Source organism: Pseudomonas sp. PA-1-6B (assembly GCF_021609545.1).
GTDB classification, from domain to species: Bacteria; Pseudomonadota; Gammaproteobacteria; order Pseudomonadales; family Pseudomonadaceae; genus Aquipseudomonas; species Aquipseudomonas fluorescens_BV.
Genome location: NZ_WJZM01000002.1, coordinates 74,942 through 90,756 on the forward strand (window position 1 = coordinate 74,942; position 15,815 = coordinate 90,756).

At 60.4% G+C, this 15,815-nt stretch carries 11 protein-coding genes; 8 read left to right on the plus strand and 3 right to left on the minus strand.

Going from position 1 to position 15,815, the window contains the following annotated elements:
• Positions 1–147 precede the first annotated feature (147 nt).
• The 6 genes from GIV35_RS01920 (at position 148) to etfB (ending at position 7,929) form a co-directional block, all read left to right on the plus strand.
• Positions 148–1,125, plus strand: a complete 978-nt coding sequence (locus GIV35_RS01920; protein WP_032879065.1) for a dipeptidase — start codon at positions 148–150, stop codon at positions 1,123–1,125.
• A 78-nt stretch (positions 1,126–1,203) separates the two neighbouring features.
• Positions 1,204–1,734: a DUF5943 domain-containing protein gene (locus tag GIV35_RS01925; protein WP_008033249.1), complete on the plus strand. Its 531-nt coding sequence runs from the start codon at positions 1,204–1,206 to the stop codon at positions 1,732–1,734.
• Between the two features lie 15 nt (positions 1,735–1,749).
• On the plus strand, positions 1,750–3,810 hold the full coding sequence (dgcA, locus tag GIV35_RS01930; protein ID WP_014720244.1) for a dimethylglycine demethylation protein DgcA: 2,061 nt from the start codon (positions 1,750–1,752) through the stop codon (positions 3,808–3,810).
• Positions 3,811–3,984: 174 nt separating this feature from the next.
• Positions 3,985–5,928: a dimethylglycine demethylation protein DgcB gene (dgcB, locus tag GIV35_RS01935; protein ID WP_198714425.1), complete on the plus strand. Its 1,944-nt coding sequence runs from the start codon at positions 3,985–3,987 to the stop codon at positions 5,926–5,928.
• On the plus strand, positions 5,928–7,148 hold the full coding sequence (gene etfA / locus GIV35_RS01940; protein ID WP_105228791.1) for an electron transfer flavoprotein subunit alpha: 1,221 nt from the start codon (positions 5,928–5,930) through the stop codon (positions 7,146–7,148). Before dgcB ends, etfA begins: the two co-directional genes overlap by 1 nt.
• Before the next feature lie 4 nt (positions 7,149–7,152).
• Positions 7,153–7,929 (plus strand): electron transfer flavoprotein subunit beta, encoded by a 777-nt coding sequence (gene etfB / locus GIV35_RS01945; protein WP_371920435.1) that lies wholly within the window; start codon positions 7,153–7,155, stop codon positions 7,927–7,929.
• A gap of 848 nt (positions 7,930–8,777) precedes the next feature.
• Here the strand turns inward: etfB and gbcA are convergent.
• Entirely contained in the window at positions 8,778–10,073 is a 1,296-nt protein-coding gene (gbcA, locus tag GIV35_RS01950; RefSeq protein WP_032894948.1) for a glycine-betaine demethylase subunit GbcA, read from the minus strand.
• Between the two features lie 282 nt (positions 10,074–10,355).
• Between gbcA and gbcB the strand changes: the two genes are divergently transcribed.
• The gene (gene gbcB, locus GIV35_RS01955; RefSeq protein ID WP_014720237.1) at positions 10,356–11,456 is read left to right on the plus strand and encodes a glycine-betaine demethylase subunit GbcB; all 1,101 of its coding nucleotides are present in this window, start codon (positions 10,356–10,358) and stop codon (positions 11,454–11,456) included.
• Positions 11,457–11,459: 3 nt separating this feature from the next.
• Here the strand turns inward: gbcB and GIV35_RS01960 are convergent, their stop codons facing one another.
• Positions 11,460–12,275 carry a nitrilase-related carbon-nitrogen hydrolase gene (locus tag GIV35_RS01960; protein ID WP_105228790.1) on the minus strand — a complete coding sequence of 272 codons (816 nt, stop codon included), beginning with the start codon at positions 12,273–12,275 and terminating at the stop codon, positions 11,460–11,462.
• Positions 12,272–13,714 (minus strand): purine-cytosine permease family protein, encoded by a 1,443-nt coding sequence (locus GIV35_RS01965; protein WP_105228789.1) that lies wholly within the window; start codon positions 13,712–13,714, stop codon positions 12,272–12,274. Before GIV35_RS01965 ends, GIV35_RS01960 begins: the two co-directional genes overlap by 4 nt.
• A gap of 277 nt (positions 13,715–13,991) precedes the next feature.
• On the opposite strand from GIV35_RS01965, the gene GIV35_RS01970 reads away from it, so the two are divergent.
• Positions 13,992–15,809 (plus strand): flavin monoamine oxidase family protein, encoded by a 1,818-nt coding sequence (locus GIV35_RS01970; RefSeq protein ID WP_105228788.1) that lies wholly within the window; start codon positions 13,992–13,994, stop codon positions 15,807–15,809.
• The last annotated feature ends 6 nt before the right edge of the window (positions 15,810–15,815 follow it).

A 15,815-nucleotide genomic window follows, 5' to 3' on the forward strand; every position in this document is an offset into this window, starting at 1 on the left:
CTGTCTTCACAGGCTTTGTCGCGGATTGACGCTTTCGGCAATTCCCCTGTCGTTTTTGCACCCGGCTCCGTCGGTCCCTGGGCATATGCTGGCCCCAAAGCGCCGGCAGACGATTCGGCGCATGAATCGCCAATAAGGGGACGCCTGATGAGCCCAGCCGAGTTGCACGCCGACAGCATCGTTATCGACGGTCTGATTATTGCCAAGTGGAACCGCGACCTGTTCGAAGACATGCGCAAAGGTGGCCTCACCGCCGCCAACTGCACGGTGTCGGTGTGGGAAGGCTTCCAGGCCACGATCAATAACATTGTCGCCAGCCAGACCCTGATCCGTGAGAACAGCGACCTGGTGATCCCGGTGAAAACCACCGCCGACATCCGCCGCGCCAAGGAGCAGGGCAAGACCGGCATTATCTTCGGCTTCCAGAATGCCCATGCCTTTGAGGACCAGCTCGGCTATGTCGAGATCTTCAAGCAGCTCGGCGTGGGGGTGGTGCAGATGTGCTACAACACCCAGAACCTGGTGGGCACCGGTTGCTACGAGCGTGATGGCGGCCTGTCGGGTTTCGGTCGCGAGATCGTCGCCGAGATGAACCGCGTCGGCATCATGTGCGACCTGTCCCACGTGGGCTCCAAGACCAGCGAAGAGGTCATCCTCGAATCGAAAAAGCCGGTGTGCTACTCCCACTGCCTACCGTCCGGGCTTAAAGAGCACCCGCGCAACAAGTCCGATGAAGAGCTGAAGTTCATCGCCGACCATGGCGGTTTTGTCGGCGTGACCATGTTCGCGCCGTTCCTGGCCAAGGGCATCGACTCGACTATCGACGACTACGCCGAAGCCATCGAATACACCATGAACATCGTCGGCGAAGACGCCATCGGCATCGGCACCGACTTCACCCAGGGCCATGGTCAGGATTTCTTCGAAATGCTCACCCATGACAAGGGCTACGCCCGCCGCCTGACCAGCTTCGGCAAGATCATCAACCCGCTGGGCATCCGCACCGTGGGTGAGTTCCCCAACCTCACCGAGACCCTGCTCAAGCGCGGCCACAGCGAGCGCGTGGTGCGCAAGATCATGGGCGAGAACTGGGTCAACGTGCTCAAGGACGTCTGGGGCGAATAAGCCACTGCTCGCTTAATCCTTCACCCGCCGCCATCCGCGTGGCGGGCATCAAAACGAATTTTCTGGAGTTGAGTTTCCATGGCCAAGATCGCCCCGCAATTGCCAATTGAAGTCGACAGCGAAACCGGTGTCTGGACCTCCGACGCCCTGCCGATGCTGTACGTGCCGCGTCATTTCTTCGTCAACAACCACATGGGTATCGAAGAAGTGCTGGGGGCCGACGCCTACGCCGAGATCCTCTACAAGGCTGGCTACAAGTCCGCCTGGCACTGGTGTGAAAAAGAAGCTGAATGCCACGGCCTGGAAGGCGTCGCGGTGTTCGAGCACTACATGAAGCGCCTGTCGCAACGCGGCTGGGGCCTGTTCAAGATCCAGGATATCGACCTGGACAAAGGCACCGCCAGCGTCAAGCTGGAACACTCGGCGTTCGTCTACGTGTACGGCAAGGTCGGCCGCAAGGTGGACTACATGTTCACTGGTTGGTTTGCCGGCGCCATGGACCAGATCCTTCAAGCGCGTGGCAGCAAGATCCGCACTGTCGCCGAACAAGTCTACGGAGGCTCCGAAGAGGGCCACGATGATGGTTTGTTCACCGTCAAACCGTTGTAAGCCGAGGACCGTGCCATGGCTTTCGAAGCAATGTTCCAGCCGATCCAGATCGGCAAACTGACCATCCGCAACCGGGTGCTCAGCACTGCGCATGCCGAGGTATATGCCACCGACGGCGGCATGACCACCGACCGCTATGTGAAGTACTACGAAGAGAAAGCCAAGGGCGGTATTGGCCTGGCGATCTGCGGTGGCTCCTCCGTGGTGGCCATCGACAGCCCGCAGGAATGGTGGGCGTCGGTGAACTTGTCCACCGACCGCATCATCCCGCACTTCCAGAATCTGGCCGATGCCATGCACAAGCATGGCGCCAAGATCATGATCCAGATTACCCACATGGGCCGGCGCTCGCGTTGGGACGGCTTTAACTGGCCGACCCTGATGTCGCCGTCCGGCGTGCGTGAGCCGGTGCACCGTGCCACCTGCAAGACCATCGAGCCAGAAGAAATCTGGCGCGTGATCGGCAACTACGCCCAGGCTGCGCGTCGGGCCAAGGCCGGTGGCCTGGACGGGGTGGAATTGTCGGCCGTGCACCAGCACATGATCGACCAGTTCTGGAGCCCGCGGGTCAACAAGCGTACCGACGAGTGGGGCGGCAGCTTCGAGGGCCGCATGAAGTTCGGCCTGGAAGTGTTGAAGGCCGTGCGTGCCGAAGTGGGGGATGACTTCTGTGTGGGCATGCGCCTGTGCGGTGACGAGTTCCACCCGGACGGCTTGTCCCACGAGGACATGAAGCAAATCGCCAAGTACTACGATGACACCGGCATGCTCGATTTCATCGGCGTGGTGGGCTCGGGTTGCGACACCCACAACACCCTGGCCAACGTCATCCCGAACATGAGCTACCCGCCGGAGCCGTTCCTGCACCTGGCGGCCGGCATCAAGGAAGTGGTCAAGGTTCCGGTGCTGCACGCGCAGAACATCAAGGACCCGAACCAGGCCACGCGCATTCTGGAAGGCGGCTATGTGGACATGGTCGGCATGACCCGTGCGCACATCGCCGACCCGCACCTGATCGCCAAGATCAAGATGGGCCAGATCGACCAGATCAAGCAGTGCGTGGGCGCCAACTACTGCATCGACCGCCAGTACCAAGGCCTGGATGTGCTGTGCATCCAGAACGCCGCGACCTCCCGTGAATACATGGGCGTGCCGCACATCATCGAGAAGTCCACCGGGCCCAAGCGCAAGGTGGTTGTAGTGGGGGCCGGCCCGGCCGGGATGGAAGCCGCGCGCGTGGCGGCTGAACGTGGCCACGACGTGACGCTGTTCGAGAAAAAAGAGTTTATCGGCGGGCAAATCACCACGGCATCGAAAGCGCCGCAGCGTGACCAGATCGCCGGTATCACCCGTTGGTATCAACTGGAACTGGCGCGTTTGAAAGTCGACCTGCGCCTGGGTGTTGCAGCCGATGCCGAGACCATCCTGGACGTGCGTCCGGACGTGGTGGTGCTGGCGGTGGGCGGGCATCCGTTCATCGAGCAGAACGAACACTGGGGCGCCGCCGAAGGCTTGGTGGTGAGCAGTTGGGACGTGCTCGACGGCAAGGTTGCGCCGGGCAAGAACGTGCTGGTGTACGACACCATCTGTGAATTCACCGGCATGTCGGTGGCCGACTTCCTGGCCGACAAAGGCAGCCAGGTGGAGATCGTCACCGACGACATCAAGCCGGGCGTGGCAATCGGCGGTACGTCGTTCCCCACGTACTACCGCAGCATGTACCCCAAGGAAGTGATCATGACCGGCGACATGATGCTGGAAAAGGTCTACCGCGAGGGCGACAAGCTGGTGGCCGTGCTGGAGAACGAATACACCGGTGCCAAAGAGGAGCGGGTGGTCGACCAGGTCGTGGTGGAGAACGGCGTGCGTCCGGACGAGGCCATTTACTACGGGCTCAAGGAAGGTTCGCGCAACAAGGGCCAGATCGACGTTGAAGCGCTGTTTGCGATCAAGCCGCAGCCATGCCTGAGCGAGGCGGGCGAGGGGTACTTGCTGTTCCGCATTGGTGATTGTGTGGCCCAGCGCAATACCCACGCCGCCATCTATGACGCCCTGCGCTTGTGCAAGGATTTCTAAGCCGAAAGTGGACCCGGTCTGAATGTGGGAGCTGACCAGTGTGGGAGCCGGGCTTGCCCGCGATGCAGGCGACTCGGTCTTGAGTGAGACCGAGTCGATGCCATCGCAGGCAAGCCAGCTCCCACATTGATCCGGCCCCCATGCAAGACCTGTGTGGTCTGTGGGAGCTTCACCATGTTGAATACCTTGCTGCCTATTCTCTTGTTTGCCGCCCTGGGCCTCGCCGTCCTCGGCGCCTTGCGCCGGGTGAACATGTGGCGTCGTGGCCGCTCATCCAAAGTCGACCTGCTGGGTGGCCTCTTGGCCATGCCCAAGCGTTACATGGTCGACCTGCACCACGTGGTCGCCCGTGACAAATACATCGCCAATACCCACGTAGCGACGGCGCTGGGCTTTGTGCTGTCGGCGCTGCTGGCGATTGTGGTGCACGGTTTCGGCCTGCAGAGCCGCATTCTTGGTTATGCCCTGCTGCTGGCGTCGACATTGATGTTTGTCGGCGCGATCTTCATGTACCTGCGCCGCCGCAATCCGCCTGCCCGCCTGTCCAAAGGCCCGTGGATGCGCCTGCCGAAAAGCCTGATGGCCTTCTCGGTGAGCTTCTTCCTGGTGACCTTGCCGGTGGCCGGGATTCTGCCCGCCGATTTCGGCGGCTGGCTGCTTGCGGCATTGCTGAGCGTGGGCGTGTTGTGGGGCGTGTCCGAGATGTTCTTCGGCATGACTTGGGGCGGGCCGATGAAACACGCGTTTGCCGGAGCCCTGCACCTGGCCTGGCACCGTCGCGCCGAACGCTTTGGCGGCGGCCGCTCCACCGGTTTGAAACCCTTGGACCTGAGCGATAAAACCGCGCCGCTGGGCGTGGAAAAACCCAAGGACTTCACCTGGAACCAACTGCTCGGCTTCGACGCCTGCGTGCAGTGCGGCAAGTGCGAAGCGGCGTGCCCGGCGTTTGCTGCCGGCCAGCCACTGAACCCGAAAAAACTCATTCAGGACATGGTGGTCGGTTTGGCCGGTGGCACCGATGCCAAGTTTGCCGGCAGCCCGTACCCCGGCAAACCGGTGGGCGAACACGGCGGCAACCCGCACCAGCCGATCGTCAACGGCCTGGTGGACGCCGAGACCCTGTGGTCGTGCACCACCTGCCGCGCCTGCGTGGAAGAGTGCCCGATGATGATCGAGCACGTGGACGCCATTGTCGACATGCGTCGCCACCTCACCCTGGAGAAAGGCGCCACGCCGAACAAGGGCGCTGAAGTCCTAGAAAACCTGATCGCTACCGACAACCCCGGCGGGTTTGCCCCTGGTGGTCGTCTGAACTGGGCGGCAGACCTGAACCTGCCGTTGCTCAGCGACAAAGGCAGTTGCGATGTGCTGTTCTGGGTCGGCGATGGCGCCTTCGACATGCGTAACCAGCGTACCCTGCGCGCTTTCGTCAAAGTGCTCAAGGCCGCCAAGGTCGATTTCGCCGTGCTCGGCCTGGAAGAACGCGACAGCGGTGACGTGGCGCGGCGCCTCGGTGACGAAGCGACATTCCAGTTGCTGGCCACGCGCAATATCCAGACCCTGGCCAAGTACAGCTTCAAGCGCATAGTCACCTGCGATCCGCACAGCTTCCATGTGCTGAAAAACGAATACGGCGCCTTCAACGGCAACTACCGCGTGCAGCACCACAGCACCTTCATGGCCGAGCTGATCGGCGAGGGCGCGCTGAATCTGGGCCAGCACAAAGGCAACAGCGTGACCTACCATGACCCTTGCTACCTGGGCCGCTACAACGGTGAATACGAGGCGCCGCGCCAAGTGCTAAAGGCGTTGGGTATCGAGGTCAAGGAAATGCAACGCTCGGGCTTCCGTTCACGCTGCTGCGGTGGCGGTGGCGGTGCGCCGATCACCGACATCCCCGGCAAGCAACGTATCCCCGATATGCGCATGGACGACATCCGCGAGACCGGCGCCGAACTGGTGGCCGTGGGTTGCCCGCAATGCACGGCGATGCTTGAAGGCGTGGTCGAACCGCGCCCGTTGATCAAGGACATCGCCGAACTGGTAGCCGACGCGTTGCTTGAAGACGCCGCGCCGGCCAAAGCCCCCGTCAAGCGTGAACCTGCGGAGGTGCACTAATGAGCGATATTATCCGCCGCGACCCCCGGGCCGAATGGATCGCCCGTAACCGCCTGCACCCGTTGCACGCGGCGATGCAGCCGGTGCAACACAGCTGGATGGGGCCCAACGGCATCATTCGCAAAAACGTGCATGGTGTCGGTTTTATCGGGCCCAACGGCATCAAGCGCATCGACCGCAGCGGTGCCCAGCAGGGCGGCGCGGCCAAGCGTACCGCGGCAGTGGAAGTGCAATTGCCGCTGCATCAGGTGCCGGCTCCGGCGTTCTACATCAACGTGGTGCCGGACATGGTCGGCGGCCGCCTGAGCAGCCACGACCGCGACCTGCTTGGTCTGGCGCGTCAACTGGCCGGCAGTGAGGGCGCGGTGTTGGCGGTGGTATTCGGTGAACACAAGGAAAGCGCGTTTGCCACGGCGGGCGTCGACCGTCTGCTGGTGCTGGAGGGGCATGAGTTCGAGGGTTATGCACCGGAGCAACGCGTGCAGGGCCTGCGCGCTGTGGATAACCAATTCAGCCCGCGCCACTGGTTGCTGCCAGACAGCCGCAGCGGTGGTGGTGAGCTGGGGCGACGCTTTGCCGCCAGCCTCAAGGAACGCCCGGCGACGCGGGTGTGGCAGATCAAGGGCGAGGAATGCATCGGCCGTGCCGGTGCCGGCCAGGAAGACCTGGCGCGGCCGTTGCCCCGTCTGATCCTCGCTGCCGCCGAATGTGCCGATCCGGTCAGCGAGACCCGCCACGAAGTCTTGCCCGTGGAGTTATCCACAAGCCTGGCGCGTAGTCTGCCGCGTATCGAAGACCTCGGCGCGGTGGCGGTCGACCCGGCAGCGATTCCGATGGCCGAGGCAGAGTTCATTTTCTCCGGTGGCAACGGCGTGAAGGATTGGGCGCTGTTCCACCAGACCGCCGCGGCCCTGGGCGCTACCGAAGGCGCCTCGCGGGTGGCAGTGGACGATGGCTTCATGGCGCGTGATCGCCAGGTCGGCGCCAGCGGCACCTGGGTGACTGCGCGGGTGTACGTGGCAGTGGGCATTTCCGGGGCGATCCAGCACCTGCAAGGCATCGGTGCCTGCGACAAGGTGGTGGCGATCAACCTCGACCCAGGGTGCGACATGATCAAGCGTGCCGACCTGTCGGTGATCGGCGAAAGCGCCGCGATACTGCACGCCTTGATCGCGGCGGTCGAAACCTACCGCAACGGCGCCAAGCGCGATGCAGCCTGAGGATATGACCATGACGAACACTGTATTCAGCCTGGTGTCCATCGGCGCTCACCCCACTTCCGGACGACCCCGCCGCGCCGAGCAGGACGCGCGCGCGGTTGAGCTGGGGCTGCAACTGGCTGGGGATAAGTTGCAGGTGCTGCACGCTGGTGATGTCAGCGAGCCGACCCTGCGCAGCTACCTGGGCATGGGCCTGCCGCAACTGCAGGTATTGGAGCAGCCGGCCGGCTCGGATGCCTTGCCGGTGCTCTGTGAGTATCTGCGCGACGCCGGTGCTCAAGTGGTACTGACCGGGAGCCAGGCAGAAACCGGCGAAGGTTCGGGAATGCTGCCGTTCCTCTTGGCCGAGCAACTGGGCTGGCCGCTGATTGTGGGGCTGGCCCAGGTGGAGTCCATCGACGCCGGCGTAGCCCTGGTGCTGCAGGCGCTGCCTCGCGGCCAGCGACGGCGCTTGAAGGTGCGCCTGCCGTTTCTCGCCACTGTGGATAACGCCGCGCCCAAGCCTCGGCAAAGCGCGTACGGCCCGGCGCAACGGGGTGAGCTGGCAGCCCATGACGTCGAGATTGAACACGACGAGTTATTCACAGGCGCACTGCTGCAGCCGGCCAAGCCACGGCCAAAGCGCCTCAAGGTGATCAAGGCCAAGAGTGGAGCTGACCGTATGAAAGCCGCAACGGCCAAGGCCAGTGGCGGCGGTGGGCAGGTGCTCAAGGGCGTGAGCGCTGAAGAGGGCGCGCAAGCGATTCTCAAGCTTCTGGTAGAAGAGGGCGTCGTACGCTGAACCCTGACCGCCACCAAACCTTTTGGGAGCTGGCTTGCCTGCGATAGCGGTGGGTCAGCAACCCATGCAGCCGTTGACGTATTGCAATCGCGGGCAAGCCCGCTCCCACATTTCCCTGCTTTATGTTGGGCTTACCCACAATGCCTGTTGATCCGCCTGTGGATAACCTGTTCGCGGGTGTCCACAAGCCCGGCATATCAAGCTCTGCAGCCCTCTGTACGAAAAACAACCAACCTAACTTGCGGTTTTTGCTCGGGTTTTCACCGGCTTGAGGCCTCGACTTGCCCCCAAAGTCTGTTGGCGCTTTTGTGGATAAGATGTTCGCTATCCGCTACAGGCCTTGTAAAGCGTGGTCTTCGAGGGATTGGTCAATAATCGATCAGATCTCACTTATTCGCCGTTTAAACGGCTGGATATCCCCGATTCATGAGGGTTTAAAGGGCTTTTCCACAACCCGGAAAAAGTTGCCCCCAAAGTCTGTTGGTGCATCTGTGGATAAGGTGTTCGCTTACCGCTGCAAGCCACGCTAATCAAGGCTCTTGGAGGCTTGATCAATAAATGAGCAGCTCAAGATAAAACCCGCAAGTTTGAATAAGTCACGGATTTTCTTGATTTAATTTGCGAGCGCGGCGCACTTGCCCACAATTGCTGTGGGTGGCTCTGTGGATAAGTTGTTGGGGAAAGGCTGGAGGGCAGGGTGGTAAAGGGCTGTATCGGAGTTGATCGAATTTTGAACAGTTAATCTGTCCAAATGTGGGAGCTGGCTTGCCTGCGATAGCGGTCTATCAGCCCATACAGACTTTGACAGACACCATGCCATCGCGGGCAAGCCCGTTCCTACACAAGCGTTATTCGTGAGCAGCTACGCCTTTGAGATAAGGCGCTGGCGCCGCGCCCAGGTTGCTCAACATCCGCTCGCTGTACCAATCCACAAAATTCACCACGCCAAACTCATAGGTTTTGGAGTAAGGGCCTGGCTGGTAAGCGGTGGAGTTGATGCCGCGCTGGTTCTCTTCGGCCAGGCGGCGGTCCTGGTCGTTGGTGGCATCCCACACCTGGCGCATGCGTTCCACGTCGTAGTCCACGCCTTCCACGGCGTCTTTGTGCACGATCCACTTGGTGGTAACCATGGTTTCCTGGGCGCTGATGGGCCACACGGTGAACACAATGATGTGGTCGCCCATGCAGTGGTTCCAGGAGTGCGGCAGGTGCAGGATGCGCATCGAGCCCAGGTCCGGGTTCTTGATGCGGCCCATCAGTTTGGCGCAGCCCTGCTTGCCGTCCAGGGTCATCGACACAGTGCCCTTGAGCAGTGGCATGCGCACGATGCGGTTACGCAGGCCGAAGCTGGCGTGGGCGTAAGGGATCTTCTCGGCGTCCCAGGCGGCAGCAGAAGCAGCCACGTGATCCTTGAACGCCTGGTCGGCGCGCGGGTCGGTAACGTCGTCCCATTCCAGCAGGGTTTTCAGCAGTTCCGGGTGCGAGGCGTTGCAGTGGTAGCACTCGCGGTTGTTTTCCAGCACCAGCTTCCAGTTGGCTTTTTCGAACAAGGTGGTCTGGATCGCCACCTTGGTGTTCTCCATGTCGTAGGGCTCCATGTAATGGCTGAGCGTCGACAGGAAGTCATCAATGGCCGGTGGGTTTTCGGCCAGGCTGATAAAAATGTAGCCGCCAGCAGTCTTCACGTTCACCGGCTTCAGGCCGTACTGCTTCATGTCGAAATCGGCGCCCATCTCGGTGCCGGCGAACAGCAGGCGGCCGTCCAGCTCGTAGGTCCACTGGTGGTAGTGGCACACCAATTTGGCGACCTTGCCCTTGTCGCTGGTGCACAAGCGCGAGCCACGGTGGCGGCAGACGTTGTGGAACGCATGCACCACGCCGTCGGCACCCCGGATCACGATGATTGGGTTCTTGCCCACTTGCAGGGTCAGGTAGTTGCCCTTGGTGGGGATTTCGCAGGTCATGCCGGCGATCAACCACTCTTTCTGGAAGATCTCCTGCATGTCGATATCAAACAACCGCTCATCAGAGTAGAACGGCTGCGGCAGCGAAAAAGTGCGCTCGCGCTCTTGCAGCATTTGCGCGGTGGCCTTGCGTGCGGGTTCCAGCGGATCGCCCAAGCTTAAGGTTGCGGTGACGTCCATCGTGTGTGTCCTCATGGCCATTCTGTGTGGCCGGCGAATAGTGGCTACGGTTGGTGCTGTGCAAGGCGTAAAGAACGCGTCTTTGTTGGGAGCGAGTGTGGGCCCGGCGTAACGTCGAACCTTATCCATGGGCGACATGGCCCAATCTGATCCCGACGCGCAAGCCCCTGTCTTTGGGGGCTGGTCGCCGTAAGTATGTGAATGTCGCAGATAGGTAAATGGGTGGTTCTCGCGTTACGCAGAATCGCCACCATAAGGCCGACGTCGGCGGTGGAGAACAACATGTCCAATAATTTCCTGAATCCGGTAACCACCCAGACCTGGGCCAATGGTCGGCACATCGTCCGCTGCGTCAAAGTCATCCAGGAAACCTGGGATGTGCGCACCTTCTGCTTCATGGCCGATCAGCCGATCCTGTTCTTTTTCAAGCCGGGGCAATTCGTCACCTTAGAGCTGGAAATCGAAGGCCAGCCGATCATGCGCTCGTACACGATTTCCAGCTCACCGTCGGTGCCTTACAGCTTTTCGGTGACCATCAAGCGTGTGCCGGGCGGCCGGGTTTCCAATTGGCTGCACGACACTTTGCACGAAGGCCAGGAGTTGGCGGTGCACGGGCCGGTCGGGCTGTTCAATGCCATCGACTTCCCGAGCCCGAAAGTGCTTTACCTCAGCGGCGGCGTTGGGATCACGCCGGTGATGTCCATGGCGCGCTGGTTCTACGACACCAACGCGAACGTCGACATGACCTTTATCCACAGCGCCCGCTCGCCCAAGGACATCATCTATCACCGCGAGCTGGAGCACATGGCGTCGCGGATCGACAACTTCAGCCTGCACCTGATTTGCGAAAAACACGGCCTGGGCGAGCCTTGGGCAGGGTATCGCGGCTATCTGAACCACAAGATGCTGGAACTGATGGTGCCGGACTTCCTGGAGCGCGAAGTGTTCTGCTGCGGCCCTACGCCGTACATGAACGCGGTTAAGCGTTTGCTGGAAGTTGCCGGTTTCGACATGACGCGTTATCACGAAGAATCCTTTGGCGCGACACCGCCCGAAGCCCGTGCCGATGCGGTGGAGCAGGCCGAGCAAGCGGCGGATGCGCCGGAGATCGACCTGGCAGACCTGCATCAAGTGGAATTTATCGCGTCCGGCAAGAGCATCCGCGTGGCGCCGGGGGAAACGGTGCATGCTGCGGCGGCCAAGCTCGGCCTGCTGATCCCCAAGGCCTGCGGCATGGGCATCTGCGGTACGTGCAAGGTTATGAAGCTGGGCGGCGAAGTAGAGATGGAGCACAACGGCGGGATTACCGAAGAGGACGAAGCCGAAGGCTATATCCTGTCGTGCTGCAGTGTGCCGAAGGGTGATGTGCGGATTGAGTTCTGAGGGTTAGTACAAGCCCGGTCGGCGGTCCTGGTGAACGTGATTGTAGTCGCTGATAGACTTGTGCCTGGCCTGGGCCACTGGCAGGTCAGCGACTAACTGCTGTTCCTGCGGGTGATAGGCTGCTCCGGCCAGCGGGTAGCCATCGGCATCGACGATGACTGAACCGCCTACCCAATTGACGCCACGTTCTTCGCCATAGCGGTCGCACGCAGCGATGAACATGCGGTTGACTGCGGCGTTCGCCTGGACTCGTACGATCTCTGCCGGCCGCTCACCTACGGGACGCGGGCCGTCGGGCCAGTTCACCGGCGCGCAGAGCAGGTCGGCCTGCGCCAGCGCTGCCAGGCGAACCCACTCGGGCAACTCCAGGTCGTAGCAGACCATCACGCCGATGCGCCCGACGGTAGTGTCGACCACTGGAGGTGGCGCCTCACCGGGGGTGAATATCAATTTTTCGCGGTCCCACAGGTGGGCCTTGCGATACACCGTCATCCGCCCCGAAGGCTCGATCAGTGCGGCACTGTTGGCAACCCGGCCCGCGCTCAGACGCTCGCAGAAGCCTGCGACGATAATGATCCCCAGCTCACGTCCCAGGTTTTTCCACAGGGCCAAGGTCGGGCCGTCGAGAGTCTCGGAGACGCTGTGGGCTTCCTCCCGGTCCGTGAACGTATAGCCGCTCTGGACCAGTTCCGGCAGCACGATTACCTGGGCGTCTCGGTCGGCTGCGGCGCGAATCGCGTGCTCGGTCAGCGCCCTGTTATAGCGGGTATCGCCGATACGCGGCGCCAATTGATGACAAACGACGCGTAGCGGTGTCATGGCAAGGCCTCTTCCAACGCTCGTTCACTGGCTTGTACGGCGCGCGCTTCGGTGGCGTGGTCGAGGTGGCGACTCATTGTGCAGTACACCCCCGCCGCAATCGCCAGGCCGACGATGAACGCAATATCGGCGCCGCCCAGTATCACGCTGATCGGCCCCTGATAGAAACCCAGCGACATGAACGGAACCATCGCCGCCAGGCCGAGGAAATATGCAATGAGCCCTGCGCTCGACCAGCGACCATAGATTCCGGCCGGGTTGAAAATGTCGCTGATTGCGTAGCGCCCTTTTCGTACCGCGTAGAAATCCGCCAGGTTCACTGCCGTCCAGGGCACAAGGAAATACAGCATCAAGAGGACGAAGGTGTTGAAGCTGCTCAGGTAACTTTCGGGGATGCTCAAGGCGATCACAAAAATGACTGCGGCCACCAGGCTTATCCCGACGATTCGGCTCTTGATCCGTGGTTTGATCGGCACAAAGCCGTCAATGGCACTGATCCCGGTGAGCATCGCGCCATAGCAGTTGACCGCCATGATACCCACCAGCGCGGGGACTGCGATCAACACGGTAAAGGTGCCAAACCCCGGAAGCAGTTGGTTGCCCACCGCCTGCACGCTACTGATGGCATCCGGCGAGGGCAGTGCAGAGGCGAGAAAGGCGCCCAGCGACATCAGCCACAGCGCCGAGCCGGCAGCGCCCAGGTAGGTCCAGGCAATGACACTGCGTGACGGCGTGTTATGGGGCAGGTAGCGCGAGTAGTCCGAAACGTAGACGGCGTAGCTGATCTGGTAACCGGCAGCGGCCGAAAGCTGGATCAGGAAGGCCGACCAGGAAAAATGTGCGTCGGCCACCGCCGTGTCGGCCTGCAGGGTCATTACGGCAGCGACCGTGAGGACCGCGAACACGCTGATCATCAGGTAGGTCAGCCAGCGTTGCACGGTGTGCAACAGGTCATGGCCGATCACCGCGATCACCACTGCCAGGATAATCATCAAGGCATACCACGGTGCCCGGTTGCCGGGCAGCACGGTATTGATGGCGTCGGTCGCCAGAATCACGTTGAACACGTTAAAACCGATGTACACGAAGACCACCGCGATAAAGGGGACGATGGCTCCGCGCAGGCCGAATTGCGCCCGCGACTGGATCATCTGTGGCAAGCCCATGCGCGGTCCCTGGTTGGCGTGGAAGGCCATGGCGAACGTGCCAAGGCATACGCCGATAACAATCGCCAGGACTGCGTATACCAGGCTCAGCCCCAATGCGGCGCCGGTAAAACCGGTAACCATGGTGGTGAGTACGAAGTTGCCGGTGAACCAGAACGGCGCCTGATGCCAGACCTTGCCGTGGCGTTCGTTGCGCGGCACATAGTCGATGGAACGGGTTTCTATTTTCAGCGCGGGACGGGGAGCTGCCGCTTGGTCGCAGGGCAAGTTCATAGGCTTCACGGTCTGTTTATTATTGAGTGATCGCTGAAGAGTCTTACAAGCAAACGTACGATTGAATCTGTAATTGCAAATAATCACTTCAGGAATCTCTGAACTGACTGTGCAAAACCTTGCGGAGGTGAGGTTTGACTGACAATAGGCTTTGTTATTTCCAAGTGGTATAGAGCCAATTCCTACAATCTTCTACGCTGATGGTCGAACGCGTCGTTGTCGCCCTTCGTAATAGAGCAGTAGGTGGACGTCCTTTTTTCAGCCAAGGATGCTCGACATGTCTGCTATACCTTCCCGTACCAAAAGCGCTGCGCGCTTACTGAGCAATGATGTCACCGCGCTTATCCCCGATTTCCCTTTTCACTACGCCCGTTTCCTCAACCAGGCGGCCAGCAACGGGACGGCACTGGCGCAGGTTTCCAGCAGTGCCCACGGCAGTAAGGTATTGATCGTGGGGGCTGGCGTCGCCGGCCTTGTCGCGGCTTATGAAGCCCTGCGCATGGGTTTGCATCCCGTGGTCGTGGAGGCCAGTCATCGCATGGGTGGGCGACTCTATTCCCAGGTGGTGGGCGACCCACAAGACCCGGCCAACAGTGTCATCTGTGAAATGGGGGCCATGCGTTTCCCCGTTTCCGGCAAGGCGCTGATGCACTATTTCGACAAGGTCGGCATGACCGCCAACTCGGCGGACTTTCCCAACCCTGGCTCGGCTGCAACCCCCAGTACGGTAGTCGACTATCAACAAAAACAGGTCTATTACGAAGGCAAGAATTTGCCCGATGAATATCTGGAAATCGAGCGTAAGTTGTTTGAGGTTTTTCTGGAGCAGGCCCCGATCCATTTCACTGAGATGGAAGCTGCAATGTCCGAGGGCAGCCTTGACCAGGCGAAGATCAAGACGTTGTGGAATGCGATACTGGATGCAGGTTGGGACAATCTCAGCTTTTTTGCCGCCATGGTGGAGCAGGCCGGTTGGAGTCGTGAGGACATTGATTTGTTTGGCCAGATCGGTTTTGGTACAGGAGGGTGGAATACCGACTATCCAAACTGCTTTCTAGAGGTGTTACGGGTGCTGTACACCGGCCTGGATACCAACCATAAGTTGATGTATGACGGCTCCACTGAACTGCCTCGTCGGCTATGGGCGCGTAGCCCGGATGCGATGGGCGACAGCGTGGCCCACTGGCCTTCGGGTACGACCGTCGAAAGCTTGAGCGCTCAAGTCATTCCCCAGGTTTTCGGGCAGGAAGTGCGGCAGATCATAAGACGGCAAGACGGCGAATTCGACGTGTACATCTTTGATCATAACCAGGGGAGCGAATACCAATACACCTTTCCTGCCGTGATCTACACGCCCCACAAGCGGATTCTGGACAAGTTTCGCTATATGAGCGGCGACGATCATTTCAACGCCATGAATAGCCTGCTGTCTGTCAAAGAATGGGAGGCGGTGATGTACACCCATTACATGCAGTCGGCCAAGATTTTTGCCCGGACTAAGCGGCCTTTCTGGACTGATGTCGGGGTGGACTATCAATACAAGATGAGTGTGACCTTATCGGACCGGATTACCCGTGGCACTTATCTGTTGGATTACGCTGCGAGTCAAGGCGCCTACAAGGGCAGCGGAATGTTTTTGTCTTATACCTGGAACGACGACAGCCTCAAGTTTCTGGGGGATCGGGCTGCGCCTTTGCCTTCCCATGTTGCGCTATGTTCGACCTTGTTGGACTCGGTGTATGCCCACCATCAGTTGGACCTTGCGGCGGAGTTCGGCATGACCGATCCCTTTGTCGAAATCAACTGGGAAGAACAGCCGTTTTTTCTCGGAGCTTTCAAGATGAACTTGCCTGGGCAGTACGAATACCAGCGCCTATTGTTTTCGCAGTTCATGAACGGTGTGTCTGCTAAAACACCCGATGGGTTCATTCTGGCGGGGGACGATGTGTCCTTTACTGGCGGCTGGGCGGAAGGCGCAGTGACCACTGCCTTGAATGCAGTTAATAAGCTGGCGGTGATATTTGATGGCGGCACCTTTGACGGTAACAGTGGCCCCATTGATGAATGGATGGAGCTCCAGCCGAAGGCTTTGTAGGTAACA